The 13874-nt window shown below is 32.0% G+C and carries 14 protein-coding genes; 1 reads left to right on the plus strand and 13 read right to left on the minus strand.

The genetic code is table 11. The features are described 5' to 3' along the window. Window positions 1-58 precede the first annotated feature (58 nt). From ftsY to ACEN92_RS09365, 10 genes are all read right to left on the minus strand, one after another. Window positions 59-1012, minus strand: coding sequence for a signal recognition particle-docking protein FtsY (gene ftsY / locus ACEN92_RS09320; RefSeq protein ID WP_495642094.1), 954 nt, complete (start codon window positions 1010-1012; stop codon window positions 59-61). A 267-nt stretch (window positions 1013-1279) separates the two neighbouring features. Then, entirely contained in the window at window positions 1280-1432 is a 153-nt protein-coding gene (locus tag ACEN92_RS09325; RefSeq protein WP_264206378.1) for a DUF4295 domain-containing protein, read from the minus strand. Between the two features lie 68 nt (window positions 1433-1500). Beyond that, window positions 1501-1683: a 50S ribosomal protein L33 gene (gene rpmG, locus ACEN92_RS09330; protein ID WP_007805817.1), complete on the minus strand. Its 183-nt coding sequence runs from the start codon at window positions 1681-1683 to the stop codon at window positions 1501-1503. 27 nt (window positions 1684-1710) lie between these two features. Next, the gene (gene rpmB / locus ACEN92_RS09335; RefSeq protein WP_007805815.1) at window positions 1711-1947 is read right to left on the minus strand and encodes a 50S ribosomal protein L28; all 237 of its coding nucleotides are present in this window, start codon (window positions 1945-1947) and stop codon (window positions 1711-1713) included. 71 nt (window positions 1948-2018) lie between these two features. Beyond that, the gene (locus tag ACEN92_RS09340; RefSeq protein WP_495642095.1) at window positions 2019-3272 is read right to left on the minus strand and encodes a CinA family nicotinamide mononucleotide deamidase-related protein; all 1254 of its coding nucleotides are present in this window, start codon (window positions 3270-3272) and stop codon (window positions 2019-2021) included. A gap of 209 nt (window positions 3273-3481) precedes the next feature. Further along, complete coding sequence (locus ACEN92_RS09345) at window positions 3482-3826, minus strand: Hpt domain-containing protein (RefSeq protein ID WP_495642096.1); 345 nt, start codon at window positions 3824-3826, stop codon at window positions 3482-3484. Then, entirely contained in the window at window positions 3826-4437 is a 612-nt protein-coding gene (locus tag ACEN92_RS09350; RefSeq protein WP_495642097.1) for a fumarylacetoacetate hydrolase family protein, read from the minus strand. The genes ACEN92_RS09345 and ACEN92_RS09350 overlap by 1 nt, the downstream gene beginning before the upstream one ends. A 63-nt stretch (window positions 4438-4500) precedes the next feature. Further along, window positions 4501-5271 (minus strand): exonuclease domain-containing protein, encoded by a 771-nt coding sequence (locus ACEN92_RS09355; RefSeq protein ID WP_495642098.1) that lies wholly within the window; start codon window positions 5269-5271, stop codon window positions 4501-4503. A 168-nt stretch (window positions 5272-5439) separates the two neighbouring features. After that, window positions 5440-6750 carry a dihydrolipoamide acetyltransferase family protein gene (locus ACEN92_RS09360; protein ID WP_495642099.1) on the minus strand — a complete coding sequence of 437 codons (1311 nt, stop codon included), beginning with the start codon at window positions 6748-6750 and terminating at the stop codon, window positions 5440-5442. An 83-nt stretch (window positions 6751-6833) separates the two neighbouring features. Beyond that, the gene (locus ACEN92_RS09365; protein ID WP_495642100.1) at window positions 6834-7997 is read right to left on the minus strand and encodes a glycosyltransferase family 2 protein; all 1164 of its coding nucleotides are present in this window, start codon (window positions 7995-7997) and stop codon (window positions 6834-6836) included. 227 nt (window positions 7998-8224) lie between these two features. Between ACEN92_RS09365 and ACEN92_RS09370 the strand changes: the two genes are divergently transcribed. Beyond that, complete coding sequence (locus ACEN92_RS09370; protein WP_495642101.1) at window positions 8225-8962, plus strand: tyrosine-protein phosphatase; 738 nt, start codon at window positions 8225-8227, stop codon at window positions 8960-8962. Between the two features lie 91 nt (window positions 8963-9053). Here ACEN92_RS09370 and ACEN92_RS09375 read toward each other — a convergent pair whose 3' ends face one another. From ACEN92_RS09375 to ACEN92_RS09385, 3 genes are all read right to left on the minus strand, one after another. After that, window positions 9054-11450, minus strand: coding sequence for a GumC family protein (locus ACEN92_RS09375; RefSeq protein ID WP_495642102.1), 2397 nt, complete (start codon window positions 11448-11450; stop codon window positions 9054-9056). A gap of 21 nt (window positions 11451-11471) precedes the next feature. Next, window positions 11472-12263 carry a polysaccharide biosynthesis/export family protein gene (locus tag ACEN92_RS09380; RefSeq protein ID WP_495642103.1) on the minus strand — a complete coding sequence of 264 codons (792 nt, stop codon included), beginning with the start codon at window positions 12261-12263 and terminating at the stop codon, window positions 11472-11474. A 165-nt stretch (window positions 12264-12428) separates the two neighbouring features. Further along, entirely contained in the window at window positions 12429-13847 is a 1419-nt protein-coding gene (locus tag ACEN92_RS09385; protein ID WP_495642104.1) for an undecaprenyl-phosphate glucose phosphotransferase, read from the minus strand. Between the last annotated feature and the right edge of the window lie 27 nt (window positions 13848-13874).

Genomic DNA, 13874 nt, shown 5'->3' on the forward strand with positions numbered 1-13874 from the left:
TGCGAAATAGAAAGTAACAGGCGTTATATTTTTTAAAGAAGAAAAACTCATTCTGATATTATTTAAAGAAACTATCTACAAATTCATATTTATTAAAGACCTGTAAATCTTCAATGCCTTCACCAACTCCAATATATTTTACAGGAATCTGGAACTGGTCTGAAATACCAATTACAACACCACCTTTCGCCGTTCCGTCCAATTTAGTTACAGCAAGAGAAGTTACCTCTGTAGCTGCAGTAAATTGTTTGGCCTGCTCAAAAGCATTCTGACCGGTTGAACCATCTAAAACCAAAAGTACATCATGCGGGGCATCAGCAACGACTTTCTGCATGACACGTTTTACTTTGGTAAGTTCGTTCATTAAATTGATTTTATTATGAAGACGTCCGGCAGTATCAATAATAACAATATCTGCATTTTGTGCTACAGCAGACTGTAAAGTATCAAAAGCTACCGAAGCAGGATCACTTCCCATATTTTGTCTTACGATTGGTACATCAACGCGATCTGCCCAAATCTGCAATTGATCGATAGCTGCGGCACGAAAAGTATCTGCAGCTCCTAAAACTACTTTATAACCAGCCTTTTTAAATTGATAAGCCAATTTACCGATTGTAGTTGTTTTACCGACTCCATTAACACCAACAACCATTAAAACATATGGTTTTTTATCTTTAGGAATTTCGAATTCAGTTGCTTCCCCTCTATTGGTTTCAGATAATAGAGCACCTATTTCGTCACGAAGAATCTGGTTTAATTCTTCTGTTCCTAAGTATTTGTCTTCGGCCACTCTTTTTTCAATTCGGGTAATGATTTTCAAAGTGGTGTTTACTCCAACATCTGAAGCAACAAGAATTTCTTCAAGATTATCTAAAACATCATCATCGACTTTAGATTTTCCGGCTACAGCTTTGCTTAACTTTGAGAAAAAAGTTGTTTTTGATTTTTCAAGACTTTTGTCTAAAGTCTCTTTTTTATCGGTAGAGAATAATTTTTTAAAAAAACTCATTTTTTTGTAGATTATTTAGATTGTTAGACTTCTAGATTTTTTAGATCTGAAATCCTAATCTTTAAAGAAAGCCAATTGTTTTACTTAGCCCCGATTGCAGCGAAAATCCTTTTATTCTGGAGTTCAGAATAAAAGATTGAAGTGAAAAGCGGGAAACCATATTTAAACAAAGCCAATTTGCTATGCTTCTTTAAATTTTAAACAAATATAAAAATAAAAAAGCTACTTTCGGAATGAAAGTAGCTTTTCTATATGCTGTGATTGTTATTATTTCTTTTTCAAGAAAGTATCAACTTCTTCAGGAGTCATAATAGATTCTACGAATGTATATGCACCAGTTTTTGGAGATTTTACCATTTTGATGGCTTTTGATAATCTCTTAGAAGCTGTTTGTAACGATGCTACGGTTTTCTTTGCCATGATTCAAATGTTATTGAAATTAATAAAAAACAAATGTTCCCATCTGAGATTTATCAAACCTCTAATTATTACTTAATTTCTTTGTGAACAGTTACTCTTTTCAAGATTGGATTAAATTTTTTAATCTCTAATCTGTCCGGAGTATTTTTTTTGTTCTTTGTAGTGATGTATCTTGAAGTTCCTGCAACACCAGTAGTCTTGTGCTCAGTACATTCTAAAATTACCTGGATTCTATTACCTTTCTTTGCCATCTTGCTATATATTTATTTAGGAAAAGATTATTTGATAAATCCTTCTGACTGCGCTTTTTTCAAAACTGCAGAAATTCCATTTTTATTAATTGTTTTTATCGTAGATGCTGCTACTCTAAGAGTAATCCATCTATCTTCTTCTGGAAGATAAAAACGCTTTTTAACTAAGTTTACAGAAAATTTTCTCTTAGTTTTGTTCATAGCGTGAGAAACGTTATTTCCTACCATCGCTCTTTTACCTGTAAGGTCACAAACTCTTGACATTATACTTATCTTTTATCGTTATTCAAAATCAGGGTGCAAAGAAAAGAAAAATAAACGATTGTAGCAAAAAATTAATGCACATTTTTTAAAATTTCTTTCTGTAATATTTCCAAACTCTTAATAACGGCTCTATCTATCACTTTCTCACGTGGTTGACCAAAATTAAATTCTTCAACAATTATATCATCCGGAGTTGCCAAAGCAATAAAAACAGTACCAATCTCAGCATCTGAATCTCCTTTTGTTGGTCCGGCATTCCCAGTTGTCGCAATTGCATAGTTGGTTTTAAGTATCTTTTTCACATTCAAGGCCATAGCTGAAGCAACCTGCGCGCTTACTACCGAATATTGATCAATTAATTCTTGTGAAACCCCAAGTACACTAACTTTAGTTTCGGTTGCGTATGAAATTACACTGCCTTTAAAATAATTTGAAGCTCCCGGGACAGCAGACAAAGCCGAAGCAATTTTTCCACCTGTAAAACTTTCTGCAGTTGAAATTGTTTTATTTTGCTTTGCAAGCATTTTTCCAACAACTACTTCAATTGTTTCATCGTCGTCAAAACCAACTATTATGTCGTGAATTATAGCATCCAGGGATTGCACATTGGCCTCAATAGCCGCATCTAATTCCTCTTTATTAGTCCCTCTTGCCGTTAATCGCAATCGTACTCTTCCGGGATTTGGCAAATAGGCCAATTTAATAAAATCAGGCAGGTTATTTTCCCAATTCTCAATACGCTCTGCAACTAGGCTCTCACCCTGTCCATAAGTTAAAATTGTTTTATGAATAATATACGGACGTTTATATTCGCGGACTATTTTTGGAATTATTTCGTTTTCGACCAAATATTTCATTTCAAAAGGAACTCCCGGAAGCGAAACAAACACCGTATTTTCTTTTTTCATCCACATACCCGGCGCAGTACCTACCTGATTATGAAGAACGGTACACGTAGACGGAACCAACGCCTGATCCTTGTTTATTTGCGTAATTGGCCTTTTAAAATAACCTTCTATCAACTGTGTTACATGGGCCAAAACTTTTGGATCAACTACTAATTCATCATTAAAGTAATCACAAAATGTTTTTTTAGTAACATCATCTTTTGTAGGCCCTAATCCTCCGGTAACAATTACAACATCAACTTTATTCTGAAGTTGAGCAAAAGTGTCTAAAATGTGTTTTTTATTATCGCTTATTGAAATCATTTCAGTTACTTCAACTCCAATGCGATCAAGTGATTTAGCAATAAAACCGGAATTTGTATCAACAATTTGCCCAATTAAAATTTCATCTCCAATTGTAATGATTACTACTTTCATATCATTAACTTATTTTACTTACAGAATGCAAGTCATTATTTAAAAAGAAGGTTCTCGTTGCTCGATTTGCGTGAGGGGTAGAAACGGCATCCTTTTGTAACAAAGGAGACATCTCATTAAATTAATCTTCAGAAACAAAAGATATAGTGGATGACCCGACCCAATTTTTGACCAAATTTAAAAAAGGACAAAAATGGGTTACACCCAAATTACAAATCAAAGTCTTTCTTTATTTCTTTTATAGCCTCTTTAACTTGTGTTTTTATGCTTTTAAAAGTTTCTACAATTTCCTTTTTTTTGCCTTCTGCCTTTGTCCAGGCTTCAACTTGTAAAATCTCCTCAAAAGCCACATTAAGCCCCATTAAATCAAGTGTCGGTTTTATTTTATGTGCATAAGAATATGCATGTTTGTGGTCTTTTTTCTTGATCCCTTCTTTTATTTGTCTTAAATCCTCCGGGACTTCGGTAACAAATAATCTCAGAATTTCATTTACAAATTCTGAATCATTATCTGAAAGGGCGTATACTTTTGATAAATTATATTTTAATGCCATTATTTTACTTGTATTCTAAATAATTTTTTATTTTCTAAAAAGCCTTCCAAAACATCATTTGGCTTAACTGCGGCAACCCCTGCGGGTGTTCCTGTAAAAATAACATCCCCTATTTTCAATGTAAAATATTGTGATGCAAACGAAATAAGTTCGTCTATTTTCCAAAGCATAAGATCGGTATTGCCTTTTTGAACAGTTTCTCCATTATTTGTCAATTCAAAAGTAAGATTTTCTATGGAACTAAAAACTGTCTTAGGCAAAAAATCCCCAATAACAGCTGAACCATCAAATGCCTTAGCTTTTTCCCAGGGTAATCCTTTCTCTTTCAGCTTTGTTTGTAAATCACGAGCGGTAAAATCTATGCCCACACTAATTTCATCATAATATTTGTGAGCAAATTTTGGCTCTATATATTTTCCTACTTTATTAATTTTAACAATAATTTCGATTTCATGATGAATATCCTCTGAAAATTCAGGAATTACAAACGGATACTGCTTTAACAAAACTGCAGAATCGGGCTTCATGAAAATTACTGGCTCAGCGGGCTTTTCATTTTTTAATTCTTCAATATGATCGGCATAATTTCTGCCTATACAGATTATCTTCATTTTTTTTATGTTGGTCATCAATTGTCAGTTGTCAGCAAACACTATCAACAAACAACTATCAGCTTACTTTGTATTTAGCTTCCTTAACTTAATTGCTGTCAAAACTTTTTTGGTATATAAAGGAAAATCAGCATTTTGAATCCAGCTGAAATATCCCGGTTCTGATTCTAATACTTTCTCTACTTTTGCACCTTTGTGTTTTCCGAAGGTGAAAATTTCTTCATTATCTTTATCAAAAGCAATCATTCCGGCAAAATCAGCAATTTTTTTGCGGGTTGTAAATTCCGACAATGATTTCATATCATTTTCTAATTCCGGATAACGGTCCAGCTGCGCTTTTAGAATTTCATAAGTCGCCATTGTGTCCGCTTCTGCAGAATGAGCATTTTCTAAGCTTTTTCCACAATAAAATTTCAAAGCAGCACTTAAAGTACGTTCTTCCATTTTATGAAAGATAGTCTGTACATCTACCGAAACTTTATTTTTCATATCAAAATCAACTCCTGCACGAAGCAATTCTTCGGCTAATAAGGGGATATCAAAACGATCTGAATTAAAACCTGCCAAATCACTGTCTTTAATCATATTATAAACTTGTGGAGCCAATGCCGAAAAAGTTGGTTCATTGGCTACTTTTTCATCAGTAATCCCATGAACTGCTGTTGTCTGAGGTGGAATCGGAATTGTTGGATTCACTAACCAAGTTTTACTTTCTTTATTTCCGTTTGGAAAAACCTTAAATATTGAGATTTCTACGATTCTGTCTTTTCCGATATCAATCCCTGTTGTTTCTAAATCGAAAAAGCAGATTGGCTTGCTAAGTTTGAGTTCCATTTTATAGTTTTTGAATGCTACAAATGTAATTTTTATAGCCGAATTATCACAAATTTATTTACTGTAATCGACTGTTAAATTTATTCTTTTCATTAATGTTTATTAATAAAAATAAAAAAACCGGCAAGTTTAAAATTTGCCGGTTTTGAAAATACATTTTATATAATTTTAGAAATCTCTGTCCACATCAAAAGCCTCAAGATATTCTGCCACACGTTTTACAAAACTGCCACCTAAAGCGCCATCTACAACTCTATGATCATAAGAGTGCGACAAGAACATTTTTTGGCGAATTCCAATAAAATCTCCATCAGGTGTTTCGATAACGGCAGGCACTTTACGAATAGCTCCCAAAGCCAGAATACCCACTTGCGGCTGGTTAATAATTGGCGTTCCGAAAACACTGCCAAAACCACCCACATTTGTCACTGTATAAGTTCCGCCTTGTGTATCATCCGGTTTTAACTTTCCGGCCTTTGCACGGTTACCTAAATCATTTACTGCCTTTGCCATTCCAACAAGGTTTAACTGATCTGCATTTTTAATTACAGGAACAATTAAATTTCCGTTAGGCAAAGCAGCAGCCATTCCTAAATTTATATTTTTCTTTTTTATAATATAATCGCCTTCAACAGAAATATTCATTCCCGGAAAATCTTTTAATGCTTTTGCAACAGCTTCCATCATGATTGGTGTAAAAGTCAGTTTTTCACCTTCTCTTTTTTCAAAAGCGGTTTTAACTTTGTCTCTCCATTTTACAATATTGGTAACATCAACTTCAATAAACGACTGTACGTGTGCCGAAGTTTGAACCGAAGCCACCATATAACCTGAAATTAGTTTACGCATTCTGTCCATTTCAACAATTTCATCTTCACCATTTACAGAAACAGGAACAACTTGCTGGCTTTTTGGAACTTTTGCTTCGACTACTTCAGGAATAACAGCCGACTTTACAATATTAGATTTACGACTTTCAATATATTTTAAAATATCTTCTTTTGTAACACGTCCTTCCTTTCCTGAACCGGAAACACTTTCTAACTCAGCAACAGAAATACCTTCTTCCTTAGCGATATTCTTTACCAGCGGAGAAAAGAATTTCTCTGAATTAGAAAAATCCTGAGGAATTGAAGTTATTTCTTTTGCAACTTCAATTGTTTTTTCAATTTCAGCTACTTCATTCGAGATAGATGGTTCTTCAATTATCTTATCAACCAGTAATGATGACCCATCACTTTCTGTTTCAATAACAGCAATTGTTTGGCCTACCTGAACCAAATCATCTTTTCCAAATAATTGTTCAACTAAAATCCCGGATACTTCACTTGGCACTTCACTGTCAACCTTATCAGTTGCTATTTCCAGTACAGCTTCATCAGCTTCAATTCTGTCTCCAACTTCTTTCAACCAGTTTGTAATAGTTGCTTCAGCGACACTTTCTCCCATCTTGGGAAGCTTTAATTCAAATCTTGCCATATTATTAGCCTAAAAGGTGATTTTGGTTTTCAGATTGCGAAATTAATGAATATTTTAGACATAAATTACATAAAACATAATTTTTATTCCATTTTTATTACTTCACCCTGTTCATTTTTAGAATTACTTCCAATGATAAAATTGGTCATTTTAGGGAAAATTTTAAAAGTAATGCTCTTATCTTTAAGAGTTTCTAAGATTTCTATACATTTTTTGAATGAAATATATTGATTATCCAAAATAATTTCGACTCTTTTATCCTTCAAAATAAGGGACGAATTTACCATTTTTTCTTTTTTGAAATCGAAAATGAGCACTTTATTTTTTAAAATCGCTGTCAATTTATCAAACAAAATCATATTTGAAGAATACAAAATATAACTTTCCGGTAATGAACTTACTTTTGGTTTTCCCTGAAACATTTTTATAAACGAAAAAAAGATAATTCCTATTTTTATAAAAACTGAAAAGAACAGCGATTTCCTGAAATGCTTTTGATAAAAAAACTCCATTGCTTCCTGAAAACGTTTCATGTATTTTTCATCTTTTACAGTACTTTCACCTTTATAGTGTATGACTGTCGTTTCATGAAAATAATAATTCTTCTTTTGTTTTTGCAAAACTAAATATGATAAATCAATATCATCAGCATACATGAAACATTTTTCATCAAAGCCTTCTATTTCCAGATATAATTTGCGCTGCATAAGCATAAAAGCGCCTACCAAAATATCGACTTCTCCCGTTTGATTTTCTGTGAGATGCTGTGCATAATATTTATTAAAAAGTTTCTCGTTTGGAAAAATTTTATATAATCCGAAAATCTTCGTAAAAGCTACCCACGGGGTCGGAATACCACGTTTACTTTCAGGAAGAAAATTACCTGTTCCATCAATGAGTTTACAGCCTATTATACCAAGATCGATTTGTTGTTCTGCAAAAGCCAGGATTTTAGAAAACGTATCTTCTGCAACAACAGTATCAGGATTAAGAATGCAAATATACTTTCCCTTTGCTTGTTCGACTCCAATATTATTGCCTTTTGGAAATCCTGAATTTTCATTATTTTGAATCAGCTTCACTTCAGGAAATCTACTTTTCATCATCATACAGCTATCATCTGTCGAATTATTATCAACAACAATAATTTCCCCTTCAATTTCAAAAAGTGCCTGTTGGACACTTAAAACACATTGTTCCAGAAAGTAACGCACATTATAATTGAGAATAATAACAGATAATTGCATGTAATATATATTGTTTTTTGGAAGGAAAGTTAAAAAAATTTTCTACTAAACCTAATCGTAAAGATTAATCATTTTTAACAATATCAAATTTTAAATTTAATTTTTCTTGTTTTTTAATATGCAGCAATAAAGTAATTTTATTTAAAAATTGATATAAATAAAATTACAATTTAAATCTTTTAACTATTATATTCGATATTACTGTCAATTTCTTTATTTTTGTAGCTATGTTATCATTTTTAAAACCCAAACCTTACCTAAAAGACCTTATAACCGACGATTATGTCGATATACATTCTCATTTATTACCCGGAATTGATGATGGTGCAAAAACTATATCAGACACGATTAGGTTAGCAAGGGCATTTGAAACAATTGGTATTTCGCAATTCATTACAACACCGCATATCAGTCATTATATTTGGGATAACTCTCCTCAGGCTATTCTTGACAATCATAAAAACACAACGATTTTATTATCTGAAAACAATATTAAAAAACCATTTCTGGTTGCTGCAGAGTACTTTATGGATGACTGGTTTGAAAAGCATTTTAAAACTGAAAAACTACTTCCACTAAAGGATAATTATGTGCTGGTAGAAATGTCATACATGAATGCCCCTGTACAATTATATAAAATATTATTTGATTTACAAGTTGCGGGATATATTCCTGTTTTAGCACATCCTGAAAGATACTTGTTTTATCATAAAAATTTCAATGAATACGAAAAATTAAAAAAAGCAGGTTGTCTGTTTCAACTAAACTTATTGGCTGTAGTTGGCTATTATGGTGGAGAAATTACCAAAATTTCAGAACAGCTTTTAAAGAAAGGGATGTATGATTTTGTAGGCAGCGATGTACACCATAATAATCATATAGCTGCATTTGAACAAAAAATAAAAGTGAATTCCCTGACTTCATTAAAAGAAATCATAAGTAACAATCAATTTTTTAAATTCTAACATTATAACTTTTAGGCAAATACTAAAAACGGTTCAAATATTTTATTTGAACCGTTTTTTGTTTTTCTAAAAATTTCTAAGACTCCTAACTTCAGATTTTGAATTTCTTATACCATGGTTTTTTCTCTACCTGAACTCCGTAGCCGTAGCCATAACCGTAGCCATAACCATAGCCTTTATTAGAATCGGTATCGTTAAGTACTATACACATATTAGGCAATTTTTTTTCTCTATAAAAGGTATTTGCAATAGACAACATACGTTTCTCTAAAACATTGGCACGCATTACGTATACAAATGTATCCGCATATTTTGCTATTAATAAAGTGTCTGCTACCATACTTACAGGAGCAGTATCTACAATAATATAATCGTATTCTTTTTTTAATGTTTCAAAAAGCTGATCTACCCTTTTATTCATCAAGAGTTCAACAGGATTAGGAGGAATCACACCTGAAGGCAATATAAAGAAATTTTCATAATCAACATGCTTAATAACATAATCATTAATATTAGTATCTTTTGTTGACAAATAATTAGTTAACCCCAAATCCGGAACATTCATATATTCAGCAAGCTTTGGATTTCTAATATCCATTCCTATCAATAATACTTTTTTTCCGGACAAGGCAAAAGTTGCAGCAAGATTTACAGAAATAAACGTTTTCCCTTCAGCAGGAAAAGTAGAAGTCACAAAAATAGTTTTAGCAATTCCTTCTTCCGCTTTATTGAGCATAAACTCAAGATTGGTTCTAACAATCCGTATCGCTTCGGCAGAACTGCTTCTGCTTTCCGTTTTTATCAGCTCACCAGTATCTAAAGAGGTTGGCACATCTCCAATAAAAGGAATTTGTGTTTTGCCTTCTAAATCCAATCTGCTTTTGATTTTCGTATCTAATAAATCATGTCCATAAATAATTCCAAAAGGAATTAGTAATCCTATTAATAATCCTGCAAGGTAAATAACTCTTTTCTTTGGACTCACTGGCATTTTATTTGCTTTTGCCACATCAATTACACGTGCATTAGGCTCGGTAGCAGCTAATGAAATAGCAGTTTCTTCACGTTTTTGCAACAAATACAAATACAATTCTTCTTTCACTTTTTGTTGACGGGCAATTACTCTGAACTGACGCTCCTGAACCGGAATTTTACCAATTTTATTATTCAAAATACCTTCCTGACTTTTTAAGTTCCGATTTTGAATCTGCAGATTAGACTGCATTCTTTTTAAGCTTGCAGCTACATTTGCTTTTAATGACGAAATTTGCTGGTCCAGTTTTATAACCGAAGGATTTTCAGTCGTAGCCGATTTCAAAATTCGGTTACGATCTAAAACCAACTGATTATAAGAAGTAATCAATCCCCCGGCATCTCCATTATCCGTAATAATGTTGGTTGGCAGTAAATCAGCATTGGTGCTTTTTTTTATAAAATCCAATAATGATGAAACTACATTCAATTGAATTTCAGTTTCAACACTTTTTTTATCGTATTCATTTGAGCCTTCAATAAAAAGTTTGGCTTCTGATTCGATGTCTGTTAATCTATTCGTTTTTTTAAAACTCTCTACATCTTGTTCTACCTCGCCTAATTCTTGTGTTATTAATGTTAATCGACCGGCAATAAACTTTGAAGTATTCTCAGAAATAAAATTTTTATCTTCTGCAGCATCTTCATTATAGATCTGAATCATATTATCCAGAAAGTCTTCAGCCCTTCTTTGAACAGGATCCGTAATCGATACATTAACTACACTACTGGTTTTACTTATTGGCTCTACTTTTAATCTGTTTCTAAAACTTGCTGTTACATTCTCCAGCGGACTAATTATGATTTGAATTGATTTATCTTTTTCAATCGTATTTTTTTTATAGAATGCAGTCTTTTCAATAATCAATATTCCTAAACGGGTCGGTATTTTTTCACCAAACTTAAATTGCTCATTAGAGGTTAGAATAAGTTTTTCCATTCCATTACCCTCTTTTATTTCATTTTCTAATTTGAAAGCGCCATCGGATAATAAATCAAATTTTAAAATTGTATTAGCCTCCTCGAATAATTCTGTTTTATTTAGAAAATAAACGTTTATAGATTCCCCTCCGTAAATATCCCGATTTACTACATTACCTTCAACTAATAGGCTAATATTTAAATTCAATTTTTTTACTGTAGATTCAACTAAAGTTCTTGACTTCAAAACTTCAATCTCATTATCAACATTGTTTACGGAACCACCACTCAATCCTAAGTCTGAAAAAGCAGACAATTCAGAAAGCATGCCTCCTTTTTTTTCATCTTTCACCAATATAGAAGTACTTGCCTCATAATTTGGTGTAGTGTATCGCAAATATAAAAACGCTAAAATTAAGCAGAGTAATACACTTAAAATAAACCATTTCCAGTGAATTAAATATTTATCCAGTTGTTCGCGAAGATTTACTTCATTGATTTCATCTTCTACAACTTCATTATAAAAATCTTGCATTTTTCTTTTTTTTATTCAGTTTTATTTAAAAATCAGAACGGAAAGCGATATTAAAATCGAAACCGCTGATATAATAACAGAAGTATTAGGCCCTACAGCTGCCGCATTTACTTTGGTTTTATTAGGCTCTACATATATAACATCATTTTGCGCCAGATAGTAAAAAGGCGAACTGATAAAATCTGCTTTTGTAATATCTACCCTGTTATATGATTTTACACCATTAATTTCACGCACAACTAAAATATTATTTCTTTTGCCATATATAGTTAGGTCTTTTGCCATACTTAGAGCTTCAATCAAAGTAACTCTTTCAGAAGGAACGGAATATGTTCCAGGCATATTGACTTCACCCTGCAAAGAGACTTTAAAATTTATAATCCGCAGGTTAATAATTGGATTTTTTATATAAACTGCAATTTTGTCTTTCAAAAGCTGTAGTACTTCTGTTCTGCTTAAACCTCCTACCTGTAGTTTCCCTAAAACAGGAAATTCAATATTTCCGTTCCTATCTACCAAATAGGACTGGAGAGTCTGCTGGCCTACCGCTGCCTGTAAATTAGCTGTATTAGGGATTGTAACCGATGTTAAATTAAAAGGAATAGCAATTTCAGGATCTTCTGCTGAAACTATAATCATCAATAAATCATCGGGCTGAATTTTTACTTCATAAGAATTTGCATTTTGCTGAGCATTCATTCCATCAATATTTTGATAGTATACGATATCTTTTCTGGAAGCGCATGAAAAACACAAAAATAACAGTACACAAAAATTGATTGTTTTTATAAAACAGGAAAAATTTAAATTCATTAGAATAGTGATTTTTATAAAACAAATATAAGGAATCCTTTATTATTTGGTCTTTTGATTATTATTAGTAATTAAGTCATTTTTTTACGTAAATATTTGAAATTAAACTTGATATCAAATATTAATTCATTTTTTCATTATAATCTAATATATTGAATTTAATCATTAATAAGCATTTTCTTCACCCTTAAATACATTAATAACAGTTTTAATGATTATTTTTATATCTAATATGATACTCCAATTTTCTATATACCAAATATCATATTCTACTCTGTTTTCCATATCAATAAGCTCTTTGGTTTCCCCACGGTAGCCATTAACCTGAGCCCAACCTGTGATACCCGGTTTAGTATACTGACGCACTAAATAATTACCTATTAAGTCGGTATACTGCTTGGTATGATTTACCATGTGAGGCCGGGGTCCTACTACCGACATATCACCCAAAAAAACATTAAAAAATTGTGGCAATTCGTCAATACTCGTTTTACGAATAAAAGCACCAAATTTGGTTATACGTTCATCCCCTTTTCCTGCCTGCAAATCATCTGCCTGCTTATTTACCCGCATACTTCTGAATTTCCAACAAAAAAAAGATTCATTATCACGGCCTGAACGTTCCTGCTTAAAAAAAATTGGTCCCGGGGACTCTATTTTAATCAGAATCATTATTATTGGAAACAACCATGGAAAAATTAATATTATGACTGCAGAAGAAAAAACAATATCAAATCCTTTTTTTAATAATCTGTTTACTGTATATTCTAGTGGTTCTGTACGAAACATCAATACAGGTGTATTGTCATAGAAAGAAATTTCTACTTTGCTCGATTTAGTATACAATTGAAAATCAGGAATAAACTTAATACGTATCATATGATGTTCACAAATTTGTATTAAATTATGAATTACACTCACATTATCAATATGCAAAGCAACATACATTTCATCTATCTGATGTGTACATACATATTTTTCTATGTCATCAAATCCTCCTAATACAGGGGCTGATATAAAAGCAAATGGATCAACTTTTTCATCAAAAAACCCTAAAAAACGATATCCATAAGTTAAATCTTTTGATAATGTTTTACGAATTCGTTCACCTGCATCGTTGGCTCCGATTATAATAACATTTTTAAAATTATATCCTTTAGCCCGTATATATTTTAAAAGTTCCATTAATGAAAACCGTGAAAACATCAATAAACAGAAAAAAATAGAATAAAAGTAAAGCAACCGAAGACGGGAAATCTGCGAGTATTTTAAAAAAAGCACAAAAAAAGTAATTATTGCAATGTGAAATATAAATTTTTTCGTAGTTCGTTTCAAAATAGATTCTAATGGTTCTATTCGCACGATACGATATGAATCATTACGTAACAGCAATCCAATCCAAATTAAATTAGATAAAAATGACACTGCCTGCACTTCTTTAAGAAAAAGTTTATCCAAATTGCCAAATCGTAACCAGGAAGATAATATAATCGAAAAATTTAATAGAATTACATCCCAAACTACAAACAAAAGTTTAAAATAGCGGGAAAAACGATGACGTGATAATGCATCTAAAATTTTCATAAGCCTAAAAAATATTTTTACTATTTA

The sequence above is a fragment of the Flavobacterium sp. Flavsp81 genome, assembly GCF_059491325.1.